Origin of the sequence: Kutzneria buriramensis (genome assembly GCF_003387475.1) — a bacterium.
Classification (GTDB): domain Bacteria; phylum Actinomycetota; class Actinomycetes; order Mycobacteriales; family Pseudonocardiaceae; genus Kutzneria; species Kutzneria buriramensis.
Genome location: NZ_QUNO01000003.1, coordinates 384007 through 407323 on the forward strand (window position 1 = coordinate 384007; position 23317 = coordinate 407323).

General features: G+C 72.3%; 22 protein-coding genes. 12 read left to right on the top strand and 10 right to left on the bottom strand.

All coding sequences use genetic code 11. The annotated features are described in order from the left end of the window. Positions 1-3: 3 nt before the first annotated feature. Both BCF44_RS10220 and BCF44_RS10225 read right to left on the bottom strand, forming a co-directional pair. Positions 4-2610 carry a bifunctional acetate--CoA ligase family protein/GNAT family N-acetyltransferase gene (locus BCF44_RS10220; RefSeq protein WP_116173940.1) on the bottom strand — a complete coding sequence of 869 codons (2607 nt, stop codon included), beginning with the start codon at positions 2608-2610 and terminating at the stop codon, positions 4-6. Positions 2611-2613: 3 nt separating this feature from the next. Further along, positions 2614-3762, bottom strand: coding sequence for an acetoin utilization protein AcuC (locus BCF44_RS10225; protein ID WP_116173941.1), 1149 nt, complete (start codon positions 3760-3762; stop codon positions 2614-2616). 66 nt (positions 3763-3828) lie between these two features. Here BCF44_RS10225 and BCF44_RS10230 point away from each other — a divergent pair, with 66 nt between their 5' ends. Beyond that, entirely contained in the window at positions 3829-4167 is a 339-nt protein-coding gene (locus tag BCF44_RS10230) for a hypothetical protein (protein ID WP_116173942.1), read from the top strand. Positions 4168-4209: 42 nt separating this feature from the next. On the opposite strand, the gene srmL is transcribed toward BCF44_RS10230, so the two are convergent. Beyond that, entirely contained in the window at positions 4210-5244 is a 1035-nt protein-coding gene (gene srmL, locus BCF44_RS10235; RefSeq protein ID WP_116173943.1) for a PheS-related mystery ligase SrmL, read from the bottom strand. A gap of 323 nt (positions 5245-5567) precedes the next feature. Further along, positions 5568-6383, bottom strand: a complete 816-nt coding sequence (locus tag BCF44_RS10240) for a sulfurtransferase (RefSeq protein ID WP_116174280.1) — start codon at positions 6381-6383, stop codon at positions 5568-5570. A gap of 324 nt (positions 6384-6707) precedes the next feature. On the opposite strand from BCF44_RS10240, the gene BCF44_RS10245 reads away from it, so the two are divergent. From BCF44_RS10245 to BCF44_RS10260, 4 genes are read left to right on the top strand one after another with little or no spacing between them, the layout of a single operon-like run. Then, positions 6708-7406, top strand: a complete 699-nt coding sequence (locus tag BCF44_RS10245) for an iron-dependent transcriptional repressor DtxR (RefSeq protein WP_170217455.1) — start codon at positions 6708-6710, stop codon at positions 7404-7406. Continuing rightward, positions 7403-8575, top strand: a complete 1173-nt coding sequence (gene galK, locus BCF44_RS10250; protein WP_116173945.1) for a galactokinase — start codon at positions 7403-7405, stop codon at positions 8573-8575. Before BCF44_RS10245 ends, galK begins: the two co-directional genes overlap by 4 nt. A 47-nt stretch (positions 8576-8622) precedes the next feature. Then, on the top strand, positions 8623-9585 hold the full coding sequence (galE, locus tag BCF44_RS10255; RefSeq protein WP_116173946.1) for a UDP-glucose 4-epimerase GalE: 963 nt from the start codon (positions 8623-8625) through the stop codon (positions 9583-9585). Positions 9586-9588: 3 nt separating this feature from the next. Further along, on the top strand, positions 9589-11610 hold the full coding sequence (locus BCF44_RS10260; protein WP_116173947.1) for an alpha/beta hydrolase family protein: 2022 nt from the start codon (positions 9589-9591) through the stop codon (positions 11608-11610). A 462-nt stretch (positions 11611-12072) separates the two neighbouring features. On the opposite strand, the gene BCF44_RS10265 is transcribed toward BCF44_RS10260, so the two are convergent. Beyond that, entirely contained in the window at positions 12073-12645 is a 573-nt protein-coding gene (locus BCF44_RS10265; RefSeq protein WP_116173948.1) for a PadR family transcriptional regulator, read from the bottom strand. Positions 12646-13099: 454 nt separating this feature from the next. On the opposite strand from BCF44_RS10265, the gene BCF44_RS10270 reads away from it, so the two are divergent. Continuing rightward, complete coding sequence (locus BCF44_RS10270) at positions 13100-13585, top strand: nuclear transport factor 2 family protein (protein ID WP_246014925.1); 486 nt, start codon at positions 13100-13102, stop codon at positions 13583-13585. Further along, entirely contained in the window at positions 13582-14604 is a 1023-nt protein-coding gene (locus BCF44_RS10275) for an LLM class F420-dependent oxidoreductase (RefSeq protein ID WP_116173950.1), read from the top strand. The genes BCF44_RS10270 and BCF44_RS10275 overlap by 4 nt, the downstream gene beginning before the upstream one ends. Before the next feature lie 623 nt (positions 14605-15227). Here BCF44_RS10275 and BCF44_RS10280 read toward each other — a convergent pair. Together BCF44_RS10280 and BCF44_RS10285 are read right to left on the bottom strand one after the other, a co-directional pair. Further along, positions 15228-16247 (bottom strand): DUF4192 domain-containing protein, encoded by a 1020-nt coding sequence (locus BCF44_RS10280; protein ID WP_116173951.1) that lies wholly within the window; start codon positions 16245-16247, stop codon positions 15228-15230. A 126-nt stretch (positions 16248-16373) separates the two neighbouring features. Further along, the gene (locus BCF44_RS10285; RefSeq protein WP_116173952.1) at positions 16374-16823 is read right to left on the bottom strand and encodes an NUDIX domain-containing protein; all 450 of its coding nucleotides are present in this window, start codon (positions 16821-16823) and stop codon (positions 16374-16376) included. A gap of 139 nt (positions 16824-16962) precedes the next feature. Here BCF44_RS10285 and BCF44_RS10290 point away from each other — a divergent pair, with 139 nt between their 5' ends. From BCF44_RS10290 to add, 4 genes are all read left to right on the top strand, one after another. After that, positions 16963-17451 (top strand): hypothetical protein, encoded by a 489-nt coding sequence (locus tag BCF44_RS10290; RefSeq protein ID WP_116173953.1) that lies wholly within the window; start codon positions 16963-16965, stop codon positions 17449-17451. A 19-nt stretch (positions 17452-17470) separates the two neighbouring features. Continuing rightward, a complete protein-coding gene (locus tag BCF44_RS10295) occupies positions 17471-18646 on the top strand; it encodes a sensor histidine kinase (protein ID WP_246014926.1) in 1176 nt (391 codons plus the stop codon). Between the two features lie 70 nt (positions 18647-18716). Beyond that, positions 18717-19373 (top strand): response regulator, encoded by a 657-nt coding sequence (locus tag BCF44_RS10300; protein ID WP_211352968.1) that lies wholly within the window; start codon positions 18717-18719, stop codon positions 19371-19373. After that, positions 19374-20390 (top strand): adenosine deaminase, encoded by a 1017-nt coding sequence (gene add, locus BCF44_RS10305; RefSeq protein ID WP_116173954.1) that lies wholly within the window; start codon positions 19374-19376, stop codon positions 20388-20390. Here the strand turns inward: add and BCF44_RS10310 are convergent. Together BCF44_RS10310 and BCF44_RS10315 are read right to left on the bottom strand one after the other, a co-directional pair. Continuing rightward, a complete protein-coding gene (locus tag BCF44_RS10310; RefSeq protein WP_116173955.1) occupies positions 20337-20927 on the bottom strand; it encodes a DedA family protein in 591 nt (196 codons plus the stop codon). The genes add and BCF44_RS10310 overlap by 54 nt on opposite strands. Then, positions 20917-21528: a class I SAM-dependent methyltransferase gene (locus BCF44_RS10315; RefSeq protein WP_379797951.1), complete on the bottom strand. Its 612-nt coding sequence runs from the start codon at positions 21526-21528 to the stop codon at positions 20917-20919. The genes BCF44_RS10310 and BCF44_RS10315 overlap by 11 nt, the downstream gene beginning before the upstream one ends. Before the next feature lie 135 nt (positions 21529-21663). On the opposite strand from BCF44_RS10315, the gene BCF44_RS10320 reads away from it, so the two are divergent. After that, positions 21664-22419, top strand: coding sequence for an SDR family oxidoreductase (locus BCF44_RS10320; protein WP_246014927.1), 756 nt, complete (start codon positions 21664-21666; stop codon positions 22417-22419). Here BCF44_RS10320 and BCF44_RS10325 read toward each other — a convergent pair. Next, complete coding sequence (locus BCF44_RS10325; protein ID WP_116173958.1) at positions 22412-23200, bottom strand: alpha/beta hydrolase family protein; 789 nt, start codon at positions 23198-23200, stop codon at positions 22412-22414. The two genes, BCF44_RS10320 and BCF44_RS10325, sit on opposite strands and share 8 nt — an antisense overlap. Positions 23201-23317 lie beyond the last annotated feature (117 nt).

Below are 23317 nucleotides of genomic sequence, written 5' to 3' on the forward strand. Positions count from 1 at the left end.
TAGTCAGTCCGTGGCGAGCGGCCGCAGCCGGCGCGGTCCGGCGTCCGGTTGCGACGGTGGCTCGCCGACCGTGATCCGCGCGGAGCTCACGAACGCCCCCGCCGCCGAGGCCAGCACCGGTTCCAGCACCAACCGCCGCACCTCGGGCAGATCCTCGGCGAGCGCGGACAGCCGCAGCGCCAGGTCTTCCAGCGCGGACAGGTCGGCGGGATGCCCGCCGCGGTAGCCGGCCAGCAGCGGCGCCGCCTTCGGCGCCCGCACCAACGCCGCCGCGTCCTGGTCGGTCATCGGCACGGACCGGTACGCGCGGTCGCCGAGCAGGTCGCTGACCACGCCGCCGAGGCCGAAGCTCACCAGCGTGCCGAACGACGGGTCGTCCTGGAGCCCCAGCTGGCACGACACGCCCTTGGGGGCCATCTGCTGCACGTACATCTCGCTGGACCCGGAGACTTCCAGCAGATCGCGGTACGCGGAGCGCACCGCCTCCTCGCTGCCCAGATCCAGCCGTACGCCAAGGAAATCCGTACGGTGCCGCAGCTGCTCGCTGGTCGACTTCAGCACCACCGGGTAGCCCAGCTCCGCACACGCCGACACCGCGTCGTCCACAGTGGACACAGTTCGGAACGGCACCACCTCGATGCCGTAGCAGGCCAACAGCGCAACGACGTCCTCGTCGCTGGACGTCTTCAGCACCAGCTCGCGCGCCCGCTCGCCGTCGATGCCCTCGGGCCGTACGAACTCGCCGCGCGGCCGTGACCGCCACTGCGCGTACCGGGTCGCCCGTGCCAACGCGGAGACCGCACGCTCCGGGCTCGGGTACGACGGCACGGAACCGCGCTGCGGCGACCCGTCCGGGCCCGGCACCGCCAGCTCGTCCGGCACGCCCTCGACGGCGAGAAACGTTGACACCATCGGCTTCTCGACGCCGGCCTCGCGCAGCGCGGAGGCGTAGGCGCCGGCCGGCACGGCGATCGGCGGCACGAACACGACCACCAGCGCGTCGACGTCCTCGCACTGCGCCGTCGACCGGACCGCCTCGGCGAACACCTCCGGACCGGCGTGGGCCCCGACGTCCACCGGCTCGCGCGCGAGCTCCAATCCCTGCGCCAGCAAGGCATCCGCGGCCAGCAGACCGATCGCCGTCGAGTTGCCGACGACCGCCACCCGCGGCCCCGTCGGCAGCGGCTGGTGCGCCAGCAGCAGCGCCGTGTCGAACAACTGCCCCAGCGTCTCGACGCGGATCACGCCCGTCTGCTCGAACAGCTGCTGCACGCTGGCCTCGTCGACCTGCACCGACACCGCCAGCCCCGGATTCACCGCGTGCCGCCCGGTCTTCACGGCCACGATCGGCTTGCTGCGCCCCAACCGCCGCGCCAGCCGCGCGAACTTGCGCGGGTTGCCGAAGGATTCCAGGTACAGCAACACAACGTCGGTCGCCGGGTCGTCCGCCCAGTACTGCAACAGGTCGTTTCCGGAGACGTCGGCGCGGTTGCCCGCCGACACGAACGTCGACAACCCGAGGCCACGCGCCGCCGCCGTGGCGAGAATCGCCGTGCCCAGGGCGCCGGACTGGCAGAAGAAGCCCGTACGGCCACGGCCCGGCAGCTTCGGCGCGAGCGTCGCGTTCAACCGGACCTCGGGATCGGTGTTGACGACGCCGAGCGCGTTCGGCCCCACCACCCGCATGCCGTGCGCGCGGGCCTCCGCCACGAGTCGGCGCTCGCTGTCGCGGCCCATGCCCGCCGACACCACCACCAGCGTCTTCACGCCCTTGGCGAGGCACGCGTCCAGCACCTCGTCGATGACCGCGGCAGGGATCGCCACGATGGCGAGATCCACGTCGTCGGGAATGTCCAGCACCGACGGGTACGCGCGCACGCCCCGCACCGACCGGTGCTCGGGGTTGACCGGGTACACCGGCCCCGCGAAGTCGGCCACCAGCAGGTTCGTCAGCACCGCGTGCCCGATCTTGGCGTGGTCGGTGGACGCCCCGATCAGCGCCACCGACCGCGGCGTGAGCAGGTTGCGCACGCTGCGCGCCTCCGCCGCCTGCTCACGGGCGCGCGCCACCGCCACGGACTGCTCGGTCGGGTCGATGGCGAACTCCAGGTGCAGCGTCCCCTCGTCGAACGAGCGCGCGATCTGGTAGCCGGCGTCCCGGAACACGCGCACCATCTGGCTGTTCTCCGCCAGTACCTCGGCGACGAACCGCGTCAGGCCGCTCTCCCGCGCCGCCGCGGCCAGGTGCTCCAGCAGGATCGAGCCCAGCCCGCGGCCCTGGTGCGCGTCGGCCACCACGAACGCGACCTCCGCCGAGTCGCCCTCGCCCAGCCGGTCGTAGCGGCCCACGGCGACGATGTCGTGGCCCAGCAGCGCCACGAACGCCACGCGGTCGCAGTGGTCGACCGTGGTGAACCGCTCCAGGTCGCGCTGGGGCATCCGCGGATACGGCCCGAAGTAGCGGAAGTAGCGCGTGCGCTCGGACAGCCGGCCGTGGAACGCCACCAGCCGATCCGCGTCGTCCGGCGTGATCGGTCTCAGGTGGACGGTGCCGCCGTCGGACAGCACCACGTCGGCTTCCCAGTGCCCGGGGTAGTCGTACGGGTCCATCGTTCAGTCTCTCGGGTCATCGGGGTCGAGCCCGTGCAACGGGAACACAGCGCGGCGCGTGCCCAGCACCGCCATGTCGACGGGGTCGCCGCCACCGCCCGACCACGGCAGGAACGACGTGCCGCCGCCGTCGGTCATGTCCGGCACGCCGAGGCGCTGCGCCCAGTCGCTCGGCAGCTCCGTGCGTACGGGTATGTCGCGGTCCAGCGCCGTGGCGAGCAGGTGCGTCCACGAGCGCGGCACCACGCGCCGCAGCTGGTAGCCGCCACCGCCCACGGCCAGCCAGCGGCCGCCGTGCTCGACGGCGAGCTCACGCAGCGCCTGGTAGATCGCGCGGTGGCCGTCAACGGTCAACCCGAGGTGCGCCAGCGGGTCATCCCGGTGCGTGTCCACACCGCACTGTGTCACCAGCGCCTGCGGCTGGAAGGCGCGCAGCAGCGACGGCACCACGGCGTGGAACGCGCGCAGCCAGTGCTCATCGGTGGTGCCCGGGGGCAGCGGCAGGTTCACGGACGTGCCGTACGCGTCGCCGACGCCCAGCTCGCGGGCGTAACCGGTGCCGGGCCACAGCGTCGCCGGGTGTTGGTGCAGGGAAATCGTCAGCACCCGTGGGTCGTCGTAGAACGCCACCTGCACGCCGTCGCCGTGATGCACGTCCGTGTCGACGTAGGCCACGCGCTCCACGCCACGGTCCAGCAGCCGGTCGATCGCCGCCACGCAGTCGTTGTACACGCAGAAGCCGGCTGCCTCGTCGCGCATCGCGTGATGCAGCCCGCCGCCGATGTTGACCACGCGGTCCGTCTCCCCGGCCAGCAGCAGCTCGGCCGCGGCCAGCGAGGAGCCCAGCACCAGGCTGGCCGCCTCGTGCATGTGCGGGAACACCGGGTTGTCCATGGTCCCTAGGCCGTGCCCGACGCCCAGCGGCGACTCCGGCGCCGCCTTCACCGCGGCGATGTACTCGGCCGAGTGAACCCGTAACACCTCCTGCTCGGTGGCCGGCGCCGGCCGGATCGGCTCGACCCCCTCCAGCACGCCCAGCGCCCGCGCCAGGCCCATGGTCAGGTCCAGGCGGACGGGGTTGAGCGGGTGGTCGGCCCCCATGTCGTAGCCCAGCAGCGTGTCGTCCCACACGACTCCGGCAAGCTTGCCCATGACGACCAAGGTAGGCGCTGGACGCCGGGGTTGCCCGGGTGTGCCTGCCTGGTGGACTCTTGAGGGGTGAGTGAGGAACTGATCCGCCTGGATCTCGATGACTCCGGCGTCGGTGTCGACCTGCCCCGCCCGAATGATCAGAAGGACCAGGTGCAAGGGGTCCCCTACCGTCCCGTCGAGTTCCGGGACGACGATCTGCCAACCGCATTGGAACGGGCCGCGGCCTGGCTGCGGCAGGCGCAGGAGTGGCTCGGCGAGCCGATCGACGTGATCGCCATCCACCTGGACTACGACGACACGCCCAGCGCGCCGTACTACGACGTCAAGCTGCTCTGCAACGAGGAAGACCTGGCCGGCGCGCCGCTCGCCCTGCGTGAACGGTCACAGGAGCAGTCCGGCGACTAGTCCGACGGCGCCGGCGGGCCCGCGCCCGCCGGCGCCACCCCCTCAGCGGTCGCCGTGCACCGCCCGGTGCACGGCGTCCCGCAGCGCGTTCGCACGGGCGTCGGTCAGCGTCCGCTCCAGGTCACGCAGCACCACCCGGAGCAGCACGTTCTTCTCCCCGGTGCGCAGGCCCAGCCGGTCCCGGGCGACCGGCGGCAGCAGCTCGCCCGCGGTCTCGGCCAGCACCTGGATCTCCTCTACGACGTGCGCGTCCGCGCCGAGCGCCTCCCGCACCGCCGCGCCGAGCTGCTCGGCGTCCATGTCGGCGGCCACCGCCACCGACAGGTCGCGGCGGATCGGCGGCTTCATCGACACCGGCCGATAGGGCTGGAGGTCCAGCAGCTGGCTCGCGATGCGCGGCTCGGCCGAGCGCAGCAGCCGGATGTCGTCGATTCCCTTGCGCAGCATGAGAAGCCGGTCCAGGCCGAGGCCCATCGCCAGCCCGTGGCAGAGGTCCGGCCTGGCCAGTCCGCACTCGCCGACCTCCACGCCGTCGACGATGATTTCCTTGCCCCGCACCGTGTACGGATGCTCGGACGGCAGCAGGGTGGTGGTCGCGCCGGGCACGGCCGCTCGTGCGACTGTTTCGGCGAGCTCGCGCAAGTCGTTGTCGGACAAGCCTTCCCGGACGAGCCAGAGGTCGAGTTGGTGCGGTTGACCGACATGCTGGCGGTCGATGGCGTCCCGCCGGTAGCACAGGCCGGGACAGCTCAGCAGCGCGTCGCCGTCGAGGTTCTCGAGCAGCGGCGGGATCATCGCGGTCGTGTGCGCGCGGAGCATCAGATCCGGCCTGAGGTAACGGGAGTACCGCTCGTCACGGGCGGCGGCGTCGGCCGGGTAGCCGAGGCGGTCGTAGTTGTCGGCGACCGGCACCACGGGGTTCGCGCGGTGCCGGCGCACCGGCAGCCCGGCCCACTCCGACACGTGCTGCTCGATCTCGGCGAGCAGCAGCTGCATCGCGTGCGGGCCCTGGTGGGGGTCGGTGAGGTCGCGGACGGCCAGCGCCGCCCGCACCTGGTCGGCGGTCATGAGGTTCATGGCTTCGGGTCCTGACGTGAGCTGGGAGGTGGCCGCGAGCCCCCTCGGCACCCCGTCAGAACGCGCGACTCAACGCCCCCGGGTCACCGAGGGGCGTCGAAATCGCTTGTAGCCGCTCACACCCTCATAGTGCGGAGGTGGTCAACCGGTTTCGGTGCGAGGTCGCGCCGGTGCTTCGCACGGTTGCTGGATTTCGAGCGCCGCCACCCGACGCACCGACCACCGAGCCGATGCGGCGCTCGAAATCCAGCAAGGGCGAGGCACCGGATCAGAGCGACCTCGCCCCGCGCGGAACGCGCGGCAAAGGCACGGCAAAGGCACTATCAACCAGTTTCCACGGGGCGCTCCGGGTCCGTGCACCAGTGCGACCAGGAGCCTGCGTACAGCGGCGCCTGACCGAGACCCGCCACCTCCAGCGCCAGCACCACCGACGACGCCGTCACGCCCGACCCGCAGTACGCGCCGACCTTGCCGGCCTCCACGCCCAGGTCGGCGAACCGCTTCGCCAGCTCCTCCGGCGTGCGCCAGCGGCCGTCCGGTCCGATGTGATCCGTGAACGGGGCGTTGACCGCGCCCGGGATGTGCCCGGCCCGCGGATCGACCGGCTCCACGTCGCCGCGGTACCGCTCCGGCGCGCGGGCGTCCAGCAGCACGCCGGCGCGGGCCAACTCCGCCGCCTCGTCGGCGTCCAGCACGGACATGTGCCCCGGCACGACCTCGATGTCGCCCGGCTCCGGCGTCGGGACCTCGGTGCTGACCGGCCGGCCCTCCGCCGTCCACGCCGCGTAGCCGCCGTCGAGCACCGCCACCTGATCGTGGCCGACCCAGCGCAGCAGCCACCACGCCCGGGCCGCGACCGAGCCGTCGCCGGCGTCGTACACCACGACCGGGTGATTTCGCCGCACGCCGGCGGCCCGCAGCGCCGCCCGCAGGCTCTCCGGCGTCGGCAGCGGGTGCCGGCCGCCGGCGCCCGGCTCGGCCGCCAGGTCGCGGTCCAGGTCCACGAACACGGCGCCGGGCAGGTGCCCGGCCCGGTAGTCCTCGACGCCGGGCGGCCCGACCAGCCGCCAGCGCACGTCCAGCAGCACGGGCGTCTCGGCGAGGCCGGCCAGCTCGGTGGGGGTGATCAAGGCGCGCACCCCGCCATCCTGCCCGGTCGCGGTGCGCCACGGCCAGGTCACGCGCCGGATACGCCACCGATGTTGTCAGTGCTACCTACTAACATTGGTTACAAACGTGCGGGAACGGCTGTGGCGCACTCGCGACCCCGGACGACGGGGGCGCGCCCACGCCCGACAAGCGGACAGGAGGCGGCAGATGACCAGGCCCGACCGCCGCCCCACCGCGCGACCCGAGCACACCCGATGCAGCCACCGACAGTCCCGGCCGTGCCCGCGGCCAGTTACCATCGGATCGGCTCCTGCCCGGCCTGCAGGCCGCAGCCTCCGCCGATTGGAGTCTTGGTGAACGACCTCATCGACACCACCGAGATGTACCTGCGCACCATCTACGAACTCGAGGAAGAGGGCGTGGTCCCGCTGCGGGCCCGCATCGCCGAGCGGCTCGCGCAGAGCGGCCCCACCGTGAGCCAGACCGTGGCCCGCATGGAGCGCGACGGCCTGCTCGTCGTCGCCGGCGACCGCCACCTCGAGCTCACCGACGCCGGCCGCGAGCTGGCCATCGCCGTGATGCGCAAGCACCGGCTGGCCGAGCGCCTGCTGGTGGACGTGATCGGCCTGGAGTGGGAACAGGTGCACGCCGAGGCGTGCCGCTGGGAGCACGTGATGAGCGAGGCCGTCGAACGCAAGCTGGTGGCGCTGCTCGGCCACCCCACGACCTCCCCCTACGGCAACCCCATCCCGGGGCTGGACAAGCTGGGCGAGGGCGGCAAGCCCGCGCCGTCACCCGAGCCCGGACTGGTCCGGGTGGACGAGGTGGCCCGGCGCGGCGGCGGCTCGGTCGAGGTCCGCCGCATCGCCGAGCACGTGCAGATCGACGAGGAGCTGATGGCGGAGTTGAAGACGGTCGGCCTGATCCCGGGCAACACCGTGCAGGTGCAGGGCGGCCCCGCCGCCGCCGCGGTCATCGAGGTGCACGGCCTCGGCGCCGTGGCCAAGATCGACGCCGCCGTCGCCCACGCCGTCCTGGTCACCGCGCGGTGACGCCGGTCGAAAAAGCTGAGAAGGCGTTCACCGAGCTGCACGGCCAGGCCCCCAAGGCGATCTGGTCGGCGCCCGGCCGGGTCAACCTGATCGGCGAGCACACCGACTACAACAACGGCTTCGTCGCGCCCTTCGCGCTGCCGCACCGGGCCGCGGTCGCCGCGTCCCCGCGCACCGACGGCGTGCTGACGGTGTCCACCCTCGGCGACGACGGCCAGCTCCAGACCGCCGACCCGGTGGTCATCGCCGAGCTGACACCCGGCCGGATCAGCGGCTGGGCCGCCTACCCCGCCGGCGTCGCCTGGGCGCTGCAGGAGCACGGCGTCGAGCTGTCCGGCGCGGACCTGGTCGTCTCCGGCAACGTGCCGACCGGCGCCGGCCTGTCCTCGTCGCACGCGCTGGAGTGCGCCACCGCGCTGGCGCTGCTGGGCCTGGCCGGCCGCGAGGTCGACCAGCCCGGGTCGCCGACCCGGCCGGAGATCGCCCGGCTGGTCCAGCGCACCGAGAACGAGTTCGTCGGCGCCATGACCGGTCTGCTGGACCAGACCGCGTCGCTGTGCTGCGTCGCCGGCCACGTGCTGTTCCTGGACGTGCGCTCCGGCGAGTCCGAGCAGGTGCCGTTCAACGCCGATGCCGCCGGCCTGGAGGTCCTGGTCATCGACACCCGGGCCAAGCACTCGCTGGTCGAGTCCGGCTACGGCGACCGCCGCCGCGGCTGCGAGCGGGCCGCCGAGCTGCTCGGCCTGGAGTCCCTGCGGGACGTCGAGGACCTGGACGGCTCGCTGGCCCGGCTGCCCGAGGAGCTGCGGCCGCTGGTGCGGCACGTCGTCACCGAGAACGCCCGGGTGCTGTCCGTGGTGGCCAAGCTCAAGGCCGGTCGGCTGGACGAGATCGGCCCCGAACTGACCGCCTCGCACGTCAGCCTGCGCGACGACTACCAGGTGTCGTGCCTGGAGCTCGACGTCGCCGTGGACGCCGCGCTCGCCGCCGGCGCACTGGGCGCCCGGATGATCGGCGGCGGCTTCGGCGGCTCGGCGATCGCCCTGGTCCGCGCCGGCGACCGCGCCGCCGTCGAGCAGGCGGCGCTGGACGCCTACGCCGCGCGGTCGCTGACCCCGCCCCGGCTGTTCGTCGGCGTGCCGTCGCCGGGCGCCGGCCGGGACGAGTAGATCCCCAACCCGTAGTAGTACAACCACACATCGAGAGGCTGAGACGCGTGAAGCTGGTCGTCACCGGCGGAGCTGGCTATGTCGGAAGTGTGAGCGCCGCGCGGCTGGTGGAGGCCGGCCACGAGGTGGTCGTGGTGGACGACCTGTCCACCGGGCACGCCGACGCCGTCCCGGAGGGAGTGCGCTTCGTCGAGGGCGACATCGCCGAGGTGGCCGGGCCGCTGCTGGCCGAGGGCTTCGACGGCGTGCTGCACTGCGCGGCCAAGTCGCTGGTCGGCGAATCCATGCAGGACCCCGCCAAGTACTGGCAGGGCAACGTGGTCACCTCGCTGCGGCTGCTGGAGGCCATGCGGGACAACGGCACCCAGCGGTTGGTGTTCTCCTCCACCGCCGCCACCTACGGCGAGCCCGAGCAGGTGCCGATCGTCGAGACCGCGCCGACCCGGCCCACCAACACCTACGGCGCCAGCAAGCTCGCCATCGACTACGCCATCACGTCGTTCGCCACCGCGCACGGTCTGGCCGGCGTGAGCCTGCGCTACTTCAACGTGGCCGGGGCGTACGGGAAGTTCGGCGAGCGGCACACCGTCGAGACGCACCTGATCCCGATCGTGCTCCAGGTCGCCCTGGGCCAGCGCGAGAAGGTGCAGATGTTCGGCGACGACTGGCCGACCGAGGACGGCACCTGCGTCCGCGACTACATCCACGTGCTGGACCTGGCCGAGGCGCACCTGCTTGCCATGGAGAACGCCAAGCCCGGCCGGCACGCCATCTACAACCTGGGCAGTGGCTTCGGCTTCTCCGTCAAGCAGGTCATCGACACCTGCCGGCAGGTCACCGGGCACGAGATCCCGGCCGAGGTCGCGCCGCGGCGCGCCGGCGACCCGGCCGTGCTGGTCGCGTCCAGCGAGCGGGCCCGGCAGGAGCTGGGCTGGCAGCCCAAGCGCGAGGACCTGACGTCGATCGTCGGCGACGCGTGGGCGTTCGCCACCGCGGGCCGGGGGGACTGAACCATGACCGACTTCACCGACCTGGACGCGGTGGCCAAGCTGCCGCGGATCGGCTCGCTCGCGCTGTCCCCGGACGGCACGCGCCTGGTCGCCACCGTCTCCGAGCTCGCGCCCGACGGCAAGAGCTGGCAGTCCGCGCTGTGGGAGATCGACCCCGCCGGCTCGCGGGCCGCGCGGCGGCTCACCCGGGCCGCCAAGGGCGAGTCCGCGCCCGTGTTCACGCCCGACGGCTCCGTGCTGTTCGTGACCACGCGGGCCAACGCCGAGTCCAAGCCCGGCGACGACAAGGAGACCGCCGCGCTGTGGCTGCTGCCGCCCAGCGGCGAGGCGCGGCAGGTCTACGCCCCGCCCGGTGGCGTCGCCGGCGTGTCCGTCGCCCGCGACGCCGGCACCCTCGTCGTCACCACCAGTGCCCTGTACGGCGCGGCCGTCGGCGACGAGGACAAGGAGCGCCGCAAGGCCCGTGAGGACGCCGGCGTGACCGCGATCCTGCACGAGGCCTACCCCGTCCGGTACTGGGACCACGACCTGGGGCCCGACCGGCCCCGGCTGGTGTCCGCGCCAGCGGTGACCGGCGAGCAGCGGGTCACCGACGTCGTCGAGCTCACCCGCGACCTGCCGTACCCGGTCGGCGGCGCCGCCGTCAGCCCCGACGGCCAGTGGGTCGTCTACGGCGCCGACGTGGAGCTCGCCCCGTCGTACGGGGAACGCGAGACCCTGCGCGTCGTGCGCACCGACGGCACCGGCGACCGCGAGCTGGCCGCCGACCGCACCCTCGACGCCGGCCACAGCTACTCGCACGCCGTGTTCCTGCCCGACTCCTCCGGCGTCGTGGCCGTTCGCGGCACCGAGTCCACCGAGCAGGACTGCCCGCACGTCGAGCTCGTGCTGATCTCCCTCGCCGACGGCGCCGTGCGGGAGATCCTGCCCGGCTTCCCCGACTGGCCCGAGGAGTTCGTCGTCGCGCCCGACGGCTCCGCCGTCTACTTCCTCTCCAACCGCTCCGGCCGACGCCCCGTGTGGCGGCTCGACCTGGCGTCGGGCGAGGTCACCCGGCTCACCGGCGAGGGGCACTACAGCGACCTGTCCGTCGCCGCCGACGGCTCCGCGCTGTACGCCCTTCGGGATTCCATCGCCCACCCGCCGCAGCCCGTCCGGCTCGACCCCGTTGCCGCCGAGCAGGACCCCGTCGCCCTGCCCGCCCCCGGCGTCATCGAGTCGCTGCCCGGCACCCTCGCCGAGGTTTCCACCACCGTCGCCGACGGCCGCACCGTCCGCGCCTGGCTCGCCCTGCCCGCCGGCGCTTCCGCCGACTCCCCCGCGCCGCTGCTGCTGTGGGTCCACGGCGGTCCCATGATGAGCTGGAACGGCTGGTCCTGGCGGTGGAACCCGTGGGTCATGGTCGCCCGCGGCTACGCCGTCCTGCTCCCCGACCCGGCGCTGTCCACCGGCTACGGCCGGGACATGATCCAGGTCGGCTGGGGCTCGTGGGGCAATGCGCCGTACACCGACCTCATGGCCATCACCGACGTCACCGTCGAACGCCCCGACATCGACGAGGGCCGCACCGCCGCCATGGGTGGTTCCTTCGGCGGCTACATGGCCAACTGGATCGCCACCCAGACCGAGCGGTTCGACGCCATCGTCACCCACGCTTCGCTGTGGAACCTGGATGCCTTCACCGGCACCACCGACGCGTCGTACTACTGGATGCGGGAGATGACCGACCCGCTCAAGTCCACCCAGCGCATCCTCGACAACTCACCCCACCTGCGCGTCGCCGACATCCGGACGCCCATGCTCGTCATCCACGGCGACAAGGACTACCGCGTCCCCATCGGCGAGGGCATCCGCCTGTACTTCGACTTGGTCCGCCACGGCGTGCCCGCGAAGTTCCTGTACTACCCCACCGAGAACCACTGGATCCTCACCCCCGGCAATTCCAAGGTCTGGTACGAGACCGTCCTCGCCTTCCTCGCCGAACACGTCCTCGGCGAGAAGTGGGAGCGCCCCGCGATGATCTGAGCCCAGCTCACCGATGGGGCCGCCGGCATGTTCGCCAGCGGCCCCATCGCTTTCCAGGCTCCCGCATGCCGGTCTCCCCGCCACACCCGCACTGGCCTCCGGGCCCAATGCCTTCCCGACGGTGCGCCCCACACACCTTCCGACCCAACGCCTTCCCGACGGTGCGCCCCACACACCTTCCGACCCAACGCCTTCCCGACGGGCGTGTCCGGTCACCCTCCAGCCGTCACTCCTTGCGCATTTCGGCACCCCAGACACCCTCGGCCCAACGCCTGGCCGCCTGCGCATCCCACACAGCATCCGGCCCAACGCCTCTCACCGGTGCGGCCCACACCTCGCGGCGCAACGCCTTCCGCCAGTGCGCCTCACGAATCTTCGGGCCTAATGCCTTCCGACCAGTGCGCCCCGCGCACGTTCCGGCACAACGCCTTCCCGCCGGCGTGCCTGGTCACCTTCCGGCCCTCACTCCTCGCGCATCTCCGCACCCCACCGGGCCCGAATCAGGTCGGCGCTGCGCCGGCACCAGTCCAGGTTCTCCTCCTCGAACCGCTTGCCGCGCAGGCACGTCAGGTAGGGGCCGATGCGCTCGGCGGTCGCCAGGAACGTCTCCTCGTCGAGGTCGCCGCGCAGGTTTCGCAGCGTTTCGTCGAACAACTCGGCCTTGGCCGCGGCCTGCACCGCCCGCTCCTCGATCCGCGCCACCACGGCCCGGGCCCTGGACGGATCCACCGCGTGCACCTTGACCAACAGGTCGTCCCGGATGACCGCCGGCTTGGCGTCCGCCGCCGCGAACCGGTCGAGCTCCGCCACCCCGTCCTCGGTGACGGTGTACACACGCTTGTTGGGCCGGTTCACCTGGATCACCAGCCGACCGTCGACCAACCCGGCCTGCTCCAGCTTGGTCAGCTCGGTGTACAGCTGCTGCGGCGACGCGAACCAGAAGTTGGACACCCCGGTGTCGAACACCTTGGCCAGCTGATAGCCGCTCAGCTCACCACCGAGCAGCACCGCCAGCACCGCGTGCCGCAACGCCATCCGCCGCCTCCCAACCCTCGACCCAACCGCACTCACCGCCCAGTTCGCTGGCGACCGCCTAGCCGGCCGACAACCGCCCAGCCCGCCGACAACCGCCCAGCCCGCCGGCGACAGCCCAGCCCACCGGCGGGTGCCTAGCCCGTCGGCGACCGTCTAGCCCGCTGACGGGTGCGCAGCCCGCTGGCCGCCGCGTCGCCACTGGCCACCGGCTCACCTGCGCCCAAACCGCCTCGCCCGCTGGCCGTTCCCGGCCACCGGCCACCAGCCACCAGCCACCAGCCACCAGCCACCAGCCACCAGCCACCAGCCACCAGCCACCAGCCACCAGCCACCAGCCACCAGCCACCAGCCAAGACATCCTTGACCGCGGCCCCCACCCTAGGCAAGACTGCGATTAGTCAATTTTATGACTAGCCAGTTTTTTGGCCAGGCAAGGTCGCCATGGAGGCCCACCGTGTCCACCACCTCAGAAGCGGTCGAGACGCACGACGACAGCCCGGCGGCACGGACCGTCGCCCGCTTGCACGACGCCGTCCTACAGCGGGACCACGCGGCGATCGTCGGCCTGTTCCGCGACGACATCGTGTTCCACAGCCCGGTGAAGTTCCGCCCGTTCGAGGGCATCGCGACGGTAGGCGCGCTGTTCGCGGTGCTGCTGCGCACGTTCGAGGACTTCAGCTACGTCGGCAACCTGTCCGGCGACGTCGAGGGCGACGCCGGCTCGCGCGTGCTGGTGTTCCGCGCCCGGGTCGGCGACAAGCAGATCCACGGCATCGACATGCTCCAGTTCGACGACGAGGGCCGCATCGCCACCTTCACGGTCATGGTGCGACCGCAGTCCGCGGCGGCCGCGCTCAGCGAGGCCGTGTTCGCGGGCCTGGTCGCCGACGGCGTCGTGCCGGCTCCGGGCGCCGACGCCCCGGCGGGAGGTCAGCGATGAAGCTCGGGTATCACACCGGCTACTGGTCGTCGGGGCCGCCGGCCGGCGTCGCCGAGGCCGTTATCGAGGCGGACCGCCTCGGCTTCGACTCGGTGTGGACCGCCGAGGCCTACGGCTCCGACGCGCTCACCCCGCTGGCCTGGTGGGGGGCCGCGACCAGCCAGATCAAGCTGGCCACCAACATCATGCAGATGTCGGCCCGCACCCCGGCCGCGGCCGGCATGGCCGCGCTCACCCTGGACCACCTGTCCGGCGGGCGGTTCGTGCTCGGCCTCGGCGCGTCCGGACCGCAGGTGGTGGAGGGCTGGTACGGCCAGCCCTACCCGCGCCCGCTGGCGCGCACCCGCGAGTACATCGACATCGTCCGCAAGGTCGTCGCCCGCGAGACCGTCGAGCACCAGGGCGAGTTCTTCCAGCTGCCCTATCCCGGCGGCGCCGGCCTCGGCAAGCCGCTCAAGTCGACCGTGCACCCGCTGCGCGCCGAGATCCCGATCTTCCTCGCCGCCGAGGGCCCGAAGAACGTGGCCCTGGCCGCCGAGATCGCCGACGGCTGGCTGCCGCTGTTCTACTCGCCCAAGGTGGACGGCTTCTTCCGGGCCGCCCTCGCCGAGGGCTTCGCCCGCCCCGGCGCCCGCCACACCCTCGACGACTTCGAGGTCGCCGCCAGCGTGCCGGTGCTGGTGCACGACGACGTCGAGCAGGCCGCGGACTTCATCCGCCCCATGCTCGCCCTCTACATCGGCGGCATGGGTGCGAAGGGCGCCAACTTCCACCGGGACGCCATCGCCCGGCTCGGCTACGAGGCCGAGTGCGACCGGATCCAGGACCTCTACCTGGCCGGCGACAAGAAGTCGGCGATCGCCGCCGTGCCCACCAGGATGGTCGAGGACCTGGCGCTGATCGGCCCCGCGGCCAAGATCCGTGACGAACTGCCGGCCTGGGAGGAGACCGTGATCACGACCTTGCTGGTGCAGGGCAACGCGACCGCCTTGCGCAAGGTCGCCGAGCTGTTCTCCTGACGCACCACCACCTTTGCTTCGAGGTACCTGCCCGGGGCCCGTCCACGTCGGACGGCCCCCGGCTCGTCTCCACCCGGGGAAAGCGGTGGCGACACCCGGCCGGGCGGCCGGTCCCGGATTCCGTGGTCGACACACGGGCCCGGTGGTCAGGTGGTGGGGATCCCGGCCCACTGATTCCCGGGATCCCCACCGGCTCCGAACCGCATCGCCGGCAGGGGGTCACCGGCGACCCGCGGGCTCGGAGCGCTTCTGCCGGTGGAGCAAACCGGCAGAAGCCGTTGTGGGCGGCCGAATTTCGGCACGAGGTGAGATGGCGGGGATCCCGTGCCCCACCGAGTGACGGGATCCCCGCCCGCCCCGATGCCCTGACGCGCCGGCGAAGGGGTTAGCCGGCGGTCACGGACTCGGGGCCGCATCTGCCGGTTCGCCGATCCGGCAGAGTGGCATTCACGGGTGAGCACCGCTCACCGTTGGTCGCTGTGGGGCCGGGACCCGCGCGGCGGGTGGGCGGGTCCCGGCCTGCCCCGGGCCGTTCGCGGCGACGGCTGGGAGTCGCGGCGTACGCGGTTCGGGGCGGCGCCTGCCGGTGCGCGCGGCCGGCAGGAGGCGTACAGGATCAGGCGTCAGCCGGGCATCTTGGTCTCCTCCTCGATCTCGATGCGGGCGTCGGCCGCGGCGTCGGCGAGGACCTGCCGAATCTGATCCCGCGGCAGTCCGTAGTCCAGGGCGCCGCGCAACATGCCGGCGAGGTTGTGCACGGGCAGCGCGACCTGTGCGTGCTCCAGGGCGACATTGGCCATGGCGCCGTCGCCGTGGACATACCTCGACACGGCAAGCAGAACGGCGGCCTCGGCACGTTCGGGCGGGGGCAGGCAACGGGTGAGTTCGAGCCACAGCTTCTCCGCGACGGCAGAGAGTTGGCGGTCGAGGACGAAGGCGAGGCAGGCGTCGCGAACCCGGTAGTCGGCCAGGGCCATGGCGAGCCGGACCAGCTCTTCGTCGGTGGTGGGCAACGCGCCGGCGGTGACGGCGGCGGACATGGTGGCGAGGTGCTCCGACGCGGGCGTTTCGTCGCAGCGGATGGCGGCGTCGAGCAGGCCGCTGAGCCGGATCATGCGCTGGGTGTCGACGGGTTCCAGCATGCGGACCAGATCGTCGCGGCTGCCGTAGGTGACGGCGCCGGCGTAGGTCATCACCGCGGCGAGTTCGGTGGCCGACTGCTCGGGCACCTCGCCCGCGCAGTCCTCGTGCAGGAAGCAGTGCCAGGGCACGCCGCCGGCGGTCGATGGCGTCCACAGGGCGTGCACGATCGACAGGCCCACGCCCTCCAGAGCGGCGACGGTCCGCAGTGCCAGGTCCTTGTGCTCCGGTTTGGCCTCGGCGCACACGACCACGGGCACGGCGGCGACCGCCTCGACCTGCTGCATGGGTCTGACCAGGCGGCCGACGAGCGCGGCGTGCAACGGGGGCGGTCCCAGGTCGGACCGGGTGGTGAGGCCGATCAGGCCACTGCTCTTGATCGCCAACACGACGAGCGAGTCGACCGGGTGGAAGCCCATCAGCGACGGGATCGCGGCGATGAGCGCGCCGGCGTCGTTGAGCTTGACCGTCCGGTGCGGGGTGGGGTGTGCGGCGGTGTCCATGCGGCCACACTGCTCGCGTGCCGGGGTGCGGCGGGGGCGGCGAAGATCGAGATGTGGACAACTCGGATTTTGTCCACAGGGCGGGGCGGACGGGGCTTTTCGGACCGGTTGTGTCGGGGGTGTGTGCTACCGGCCGAGGTGGCCGGTGGCCGGGCGGGATCGGTGCAGCTCGAGGCCCGTGTCGACGAGGTCGACGCGGGCCAGCGAGGCCACCTCCGGCAGCGGGATCCAGGCCGCTTTGTCGGTCGAGCCGTCGATCTCGTCGCGCAGCTCGCCGCCGACGATCCGGGCCTCGTAGACGATGCGCAGCGCGTGGAAATCGGTCTCGCCGCCGAACCGGCGGGCGTACCGGCGGCGCATGGTGTGCACGCCGAGCAGGCTCTGCACGTCCGCCCGGTAGCCGGTCTCCTCCTCGACCTCGCGCCGCACCGCGTCGAACGGGTCCTCGCCGTGGTCGATGCCGCCGCCGGGCAGCGTCCACAGCTTGCCCTCCGGCCCCACCCACCGGGCCAGCAGCACCGCGCCGTCCCGCACGCAGACCGCGTACGCGGCCACCCTCAACCGCTCGTTCGCCATCCGCGCCCTCCTCCGTCCACCCACGGGTTGATACCGCATTCAACCCGGCTCCCACCTGGGGACCGACGAAATCCGCGCCACCGGAGACGAGTCTTTGAGCTGTGCCGGAGCGGCACCCGGAGATCGAGGAGAGAGTGCAATGTCCACGCTGGTGTTGATCCTGGTCGGTGCGCTGGTGGTGCTGCGGGTGCTCGGCAAGCAGCTCACGGGGTCGATGGTCACCGCGAGGTCGCTGGTGCTCATGCCGGCGATCCTGATCGTCATCGGGCTCGGCTCCGCGGCGACCGCGGTGAGCATCGCCCGCCCGGGCGAGATCCTGTTCTTCCTGCTCGACGCGGTGGTCGTGGTGGCGCTGGGCCTGGCCCGCGGCGCGAGCACCCGGCTGAGCCTGCGCGACGGCGGCCTGTTCCAGAAGGGCACCGCGCTGACGCTGGTGCTGTGGCTGACCACGATCGCGGTGCGCGTCGGCGCCGGCTTCCTCGGCCACACGCTCGGCGTGGACGGCACGCTGACCACGGCGTCGGCGGTGCTGCTGTTCGGCCTCACCATCGCCGCCCAGAACGTAGTGATCTACCTGCGGTCGCAGCAGCAGCGGCTGCCGCTCGCGATGGCCGCGCCGCGCCGCTAGACCTGCGATGATGACGACCATGTTCGACGATCAGGGCTTCGTACCCCGGGACCGGCGGTACGGGGCCCTGTCGGCGTTCCGGATGCTGCCGGCGGTCCTGGCGCTGACGCTGTTCCTGCCCCAGCGTCTCTTCCTGGGCGGTCAGCAGATCCCTGCGGACCTGCGGCCGTGGCTGGGTGCGCTGGCGCTGGTCGTCGTCGCGGGCAACCTGATGCTGCTGCCGTGGCCTTGGCCGGAGCGGCGGGCAGCGCTGCTGTCGCAGATCGGCCTCCTGGTCATCACGGTGACCACCGGCGTGATCCTGGTCCTGCACCCGGACGGCGTCGTCTACGGCCTGCCGTTCTGGACGGCGCGGCTGGCGGTCCGCTATCGCCGTCCGAACCTGCTGAGCTACGTCGTGATCGCGTTGTCCGTGATCGGCGCGGGGCTGCCGCAGCTGTTCAGGGACTTCAACTGGCTGGCCGCGTTGGGCATCGGGCTCGGCGTGCTGCTGGTGGCGCTGCTGACGCTCAATCGGCAGGGCCGCGAGGAACGCCTGGAGCAGGCGGAGCTGCTGCTCGCTCGCCGGCAGCAGGTCGTCGAGGAACATGCCCGCGCGGCGGCGCTGGCGGAGCGGGCGCGGATCGCACGCGAGGTGCACGACGTGCTGGCGCACTCGCTCGCCGGCCTGTCCCTGACGTTGCAGGGCACGCGCCTGATGCTGCAACGGGACAACGCATCGCAGGAAGTCATCGACCAGGTGAGCAAGGCTCAGAAGTTGGCCGCGGACGGCCTCGCCGAGGCACGGCGGGCGGTCGCGGCGCTGCGTGACGACAAGGTGCCGGACGCACGGGCCATCGCCGATCTGGTGACGGCCTTCCGGCTGGAGTCCGGCGCCCCGGCGGAACTGACCGTCAACGGCGAGCCGCGTGACCTGCCGGCGGAGGCAGCGACGGCGCTGTACCGCACGGCGCAGGAGGCGCTCACCAACGCGCGCAAACACGCGCCCGGCGCGCCGGTGGACGCGGTGCTGGACTTCGAGGACGGGCGCACGGTGCTGACCGTCATCGACCATCCGGGAAAGCCGCCCGCGCACGCCACCAGCGGCGGCTACGGTCTCCTGGGGATGCGGGAACGAGCCGAGCTGATCGGCGGAGAACTGGAGACGGGACCGATGGAGGACGGGTGGCGGGTACGCCTGGTGGTGCCGGCGTGAACGGGCTTGCGAGTCCACCATTGAACACAGCGAGCCTCGCGGTCGCGCCGAGCGCCAGCGAGGTGTGGCTGTGAACGATCTGCGGGTGGTGCTCGCCGATGACCAGACGGTGGTCCGCGAGGGCCTGGTGACGCTGCTGAAGCTGCTGCCTGGTGTGGAGGTCGTGGGCGCGGCGGCGGACGGCGAGCAGGCGGTGGCGCTGGTCGCGGAGATGCGACCTGATGTGCTGCTGGTGGACCTGCGGATGCCCCGCTGCGACGGCGTGGAGGCAACCCGACGCGTGCGCAGCGAATACCCGGAGACCGAGGTCGTGGTGCTCACGACGTACACCGACGACGAGAGCGTGTTGTCGGCGTTGCGGGCGGGCGCACGGGGCTTCCTCACCAAGGACGCCGACGCCGAGGCGATCGCCCGCGCATTGCACGCGGCGGCGGCCGGGCAGTCCACCTTGGACGGTGAGGTCCAGCGGCGTCTGGTGGCGGCCGCGGCCGGCGGCGGCGCCCCGATCAAGGCGACGGCGGAGCCGGCCGACGGGTTGACCCCGCGCGAGATCGACGTGCTGCGGCTGATCGCCGCGGGCATGTCGAACACGGAGATCGCCCGCAAGCTGGTGGTCAGCGAGGCGACGGTGAAAACGCACGTGAACCACCTGTTCGCCAAGGCCAATCTCCGGGACCGCGCGCAGGCGGTGGCGTACGCGTACAAGACGGGCCTGGTGACGGACTGAATGGACGTCAGGGAGTTCATCGCCGCCCTGCCGAAGGCCGAACTGCACGTCCACCTGGTCGGCGCGGCCTCCGTGGACACGGTGCTGGAGCTGGCCCGCCGCCATCCAGGCCGGGTGCCGACGGACCGTGCCGAGCTCGCGCGGTACTACGAGTTCACCGACTTCCCGCACTTCATCAACGTCTACAGCGCCGTGAACAAGCTGGTCACCACGCCCGAGGACGTGCAGACACTCCTGCTCGGCCTCGCCCGTGACCTCGCGGCGAACAATGTGCGCTACGCCGAGGTGACCGTGTCGGCGGTCGCGCATTTCGCGCGCATCTCCCCCGACGGCCTGTCCGCAGCGCTGGTGGCAGGCCGGCGGCAAGCGCTTGCGGAGTACGACGTCGAGCTGGCGTGGATCTTCGATGTGCCGCTGCCGTCAGACGAGCCGGACGGCCGCGGCACCCTCGACTACGCGCTCAACCAGCGGCCAGAGGGCACGGTCGGCTTCGGGCTGGCCGGCCTCGAGGCGCCCTACCGGCGAGCGGACTTCCGGCCGGTGTTCCAGGAGGCCATCGCCGCCGGCCTGCGCAGCGTGCCGCACGCGGGCGAGACCACCGGGCCGGAAGAGATCTGGGCGGCGCTGCGGGACCTCGACGCCGAGCGGATCGGGCACGGCGTCAGCGCGGTGCGCGACGAGAAGCTCGTGAACCACCTGGTGGAGACCGGGACCCCGCTGGAGGTGTCGCTGACGTCGAACATCTGCACCAAGGCGGTGCCATCGCTGGCCGAGCACCCGCTGCCGCGGCTCCTGGATGCCGGCGTCACTCTCACGCTGAACACCGACGACCCGGGCATGTTCGGCACCGACCTCAACCGCGAGTACCTGTTGTGCCACGAGGTGTTCGGGCTCGGCCGGAGCGAACTGGCGGAGCTGGCCCGCAACGCGGCGCGGGCGGCGTTCTGCGGCGCGCAGACCAGGTCACGCCTGCTCGAGGGCATCGATGCGGTCGAGCGCGCGGCGGCTGAGCAGTAGCAGAACGGCCACCAGCGCCACGGCGGCCACCGCGGCCAGCCAGGACCAGCGCTGGTACGCCTCGCTCGCGCCGTAGCCGACGACCACCCACACGACGCCCCAGACCGCCGCGGACGGCAGGTTCCACGGCAGGAATCGTCGGTAGGACAACCCGGCCGCGGCGGCGAATCGAGGCGTGAGCGTCCGCCCGCCGACGACCCACTGGCCGACCAGCACGGCGGAACCGCCGAACCGGCTCAGCACCAATCGCGCCCGCCGCCCCTTGGCCCCGGTCAGCCATCGGCTGCTCAGGGCCCCGGGCCGGTAGCGGCCGGCGGCGAACGACAGGTTGCTGCCGACCAGTGCCGCGACCGTGCCGACGACGAGCGCCGCCGGCAGCGGCACCAGGCCGTTGTCCGAGAACACGCCGAGCGTCAGCAGGGCGCTGGAACCGGGTAGCACCACGCCGATGACCAGGGCCGCCTCGGCGACCACGAACGCGGCGACGACCAGCACGAACAACGGTCCCGGCAGCCCGCCGAGCAGCTCAGCCAGCATCGTCGGCCATGATCGGCCGGCGGCAGACGTAGCTGATCGCGGGCGGCACGTTCGCCCACACCACCCGGGACACGATGACCTCGTCGAAGCTGCGGTCCAGCTGCGCGCGGAACTGCCGCGCCTGCTTCATGCCGAGCGCGTGCACGTACGCGAACGTGGTGAACGCGCCCGCCGGCGTGAGCACCGTGCCCACCTGGCGGAGGATGGCCCGTTGCAGGTCCTGCGGGAACAGCGCCCAGGGCAGGCCACTGATCACCGCGTCGACCTGCTCGACGCCGCGGTCGGCGAGCAGCTTGCCCAGTTCGGCGGCGTCCCCGTGCACCACGTCCAGCCGCGGGTAGGTGGTCCGCAGGTGCTCCACCAGCGTGCCGTCGAGTTCCACGGCCAGGTGCCGGCCGCCGGCCGGGATCCGGCGCTGCACGGCGCGCGTCGCCGACCCGGTGCCGGGCCCCAGTTCGACCACGGTCGGCGCGCCGGTGCTGGGCACCACGGTGGCCAACAGGCCGGCCAGCGCCGGTCCGCTGGGGGCGATCGCGCCGACGGCGGACGGCTGGCGGCGGACGGCCCCGAGGAAGACCCGAAGGTCGTGGAACGTGGTCATGCCGCCCATGGTGCCCGGTCCGGCGCTGGGCTCGCGTCAAACCCCGGTCTCGCGTCGGCCCGGCTGAGATCATCCTCAGGTCGGACCCGCGAAAAACCGGTCGCCCGCACCGTCCGCATGATCGAGAGTGGCCGGATGAGCGAACGCGGAGTGGCGTTGGTGACCGGCGTCGGCCGGACGATCGGGATCGGCGCGGCAGTGGCCCTTGACCTGGCCGAAGCCGGCTGGGACGTCGCGATCAGCCACTGGCGGCCCTACGACGAGAAGATGCCGTGGGGCGCCGACGCCGACGCGCAGCGACAACTGACCGACCGGATGACGGCCTTCGGCGCACGGTCGGCGGCGATCGAGGCCGACCTGAGCGATCCGGCCACCCCGGCTCGGCTGTTCGACGCGGCCGAACGCGAGCTGGGGGCCGTCACCGCACTGGTGATGTGCCACGCCGAGAGCGTCGACTCGGGGCTGCTCGACAGTTCAGTTGTGAGTTTCGACCTCCATTTCGCGGTCAACGCCAGGGCGAGCTGGCTGCTGATCAAGGAATTCGGGCAGCGTTTCCACGGCCCGCACGGCGCCGGCCGGATCATGGCGTTCACCAGCGACCACACCGCCGGCAACATGCCCTACGGATCCAGCAAGGCAGCGCTGGACCGGATCACCCTGGCCGCCGCCCGGGAGCTGGCGCACCTGGGCGTCACGGCCAACGTGATCAACCCCGGCCCCGTGGACACCGGCTGGATGACACCGGAGCTGCTGAACGACGTCGAGCGGGACACCCCGCTCGGCCGGGTCGGCACCCCGCAGGACTGCGCCAACCTGGTGACATTCCTGTGCTCGCCGCAGGGCGGCTGGATCAACGGCCAGCTGCTCCACAGCAACGGCGGTATCAAATAGCCAGATGTCGGCGGAACCAGTCGCCGAACGCCTCGTCCACGCGACGGGCGTCGTCGTTCTGCGGCGCCGGCTCGGTGCCCGGCTCCGCGGCTAAGGCGTGTTCCATGCCCGGGACGTCGAGCAACCGGGCGTCCAGCGCCCGTGCCAGCTGCCCGATGGGTTCACGGAACGCCTCCTCGTCCTGCTCGCCGCGTATGAGCAGTAAGGGAAGGTCCGGCCGCCGTTTGCGGATCTCGTCGGCACGGGCGACGAAGTCCATCCGCGCGGCGACGGCCCGCGACTCGTTGCTCCACCGATACGGGGAGCCGAACCACTCCGACACGCTGTCGACGACGGGTTCCAGTCGCGCCACCGGGTTCACCAGGGCCGCGGCTGTCACGTCGACGTCCTGCTCGGTGAGGATCTGCAAAGCCACCGCGCCGCCGGCCGAGCCGCCGAACAGGCCCAGTGGACCGTCGGTCCCCAGCGTCGAACGGAGGGTGTGCAGCGCCGCCGGGAAGTCGCGCGAAGCGGTGCTGACGATCGGGTCTATCAGTCTGAGGACGTAGTCCTCGGCCGCCCGACGGGTCAGCTCGCGCTGATCGCCGTACTCGGGCAGTCCCAAGTAGACACGCCAGGCCGGCACGCCGGCCATCGGCACGGCCGCGGCCATCGCCGCCGCGGTGCGCGGCGGATCCATCAAGTGCCAGCCGACCAACAACGGAGCGGTGGCCGTCCGCCGTTCCGGCGGCCGGGCCAGGAAGGGCACCCCGGCGGCGGTGCCTCGGATGATGTCGTCCATGGCCCCACCCTTGCAGAGGGGTCTGACAATTCCGGACCGGTAGCCGTTCAGTCACCGCCCGGCGCGCTTCCTAAGAGCATCGTGAAATGACTCTGTCGGTTTCCGGAAGACGGGGAT

Excerpts from the sequence above, each read along its gene's own strand:
- BCF44_RS10325 (WP_116173958.1), bottom strand. The coding sequence starts at position 23,200 with ATGGACGACATCATCCGAGGCACCGCCGCCGGGGTGCCCTTCCTGGCC.
- BCF44_RS10285 (WP_116173952.1), bottom strand. The coding sequence starts at position 16,823 with ATGGCGAACGAGCGGTTGAGGGTGGCCGCGTACGCGGTCTGCGTGCGG.
- BCF44_RS10315 (WP_379797951.1), bottom strand. The coding sequence starts at position 21,528 with ATGACCACGTTCCACGACCTTCGGGTCTTCCTCGGGGCCGTCCGCCGC.
- BCF44_RS10280 (WP_116173951.1), bottom strand. The coding sequence starts at position 16,247 with ATGGACACCGCCGCACACCCCACCCCGCACCGGACGGTCAAGCTCAAC.
- BCF44_RS10265 (WP_116173948.1), bottom strand. The coding sequence starts at position 12,645 with ATGGCGTTGCGGCACGCGGTGCTGGCGGTGCTGCTCGGTGGTGAGCTG.
- BCF44_RS10225 (WP_116173941.1), bottom strand. The coding sequence starts at position 3,762 with ATGGGCAAGCTTGCCGGAGTCGTGTGGGACGACACGCTGCTGGGCTAC.
- BCF44_RS10290 (WP_116173953.1), top strand. The coding sequence starts at position 16,963 with ATGTCCACGCTGGTGTTGATCCTGGTCGGTGCGCTGGTGGTGCTGCGG.
- BCF44_RS10220 (WP_116173940.1), bottom strand. The coding sequence starts at position 2,610 with ATGGACCCGTACGACTACCCCGGGCACTGGGAAGCCGACGTGGTGCTG.
- add (WP_116173954.1), top strand. The coding sequence starts at position 19,374 with ATGGACGTCAGGGAGTTCATCGCCGCCCTGCCGAAGGCCGAACTGCAC.
- srmL (WP_116173943.1), bottom strand. The coding sequence starts at position 5,244 with ATGAACCTCATGACCGCCGACCAGGTGCGGGCGGCGCTGGCCGTCCGC.
- BCF44_RS10295 (WP_246014926.1), top strand. The coding sequence starts at position 17,471 with ATGTTCGACGATCAGGGCTTCGTACCCCGGGACCGGCGGTACGGGGCC.
- BCF44_RS10260 (WP_116173947.1), top strand. The coding sequence starts at position 9,589 with ATGACCGACTTCACCGACCTGGACGCGGTGGCCAAGCTGCCGCGGATC.
- BCF44_RS10275 (WP_116173950.1), top strand. The coding sequence starts at position 13,582 with ATGAAGCTCGGGTATCACACCGGCTACTGGTCGTCGGGGCCGCCGGCC.
- BCF44_RS10320 (WP_246014927.1), top strand. The coding sequence starts at position 21,664 with ATGAGCGAACGCGGAGTGGCGTTGGTGACCGGCGTCGGCCGGACGATC.
- BCF44_RS10310 (WP_116173955.1), bottom strand. The coding sequence starts at position 20,927 with ATGCTGGCTGAGCTGCTCGGCGGGCTGCCGGGACCGTTGTTCGTGCTG.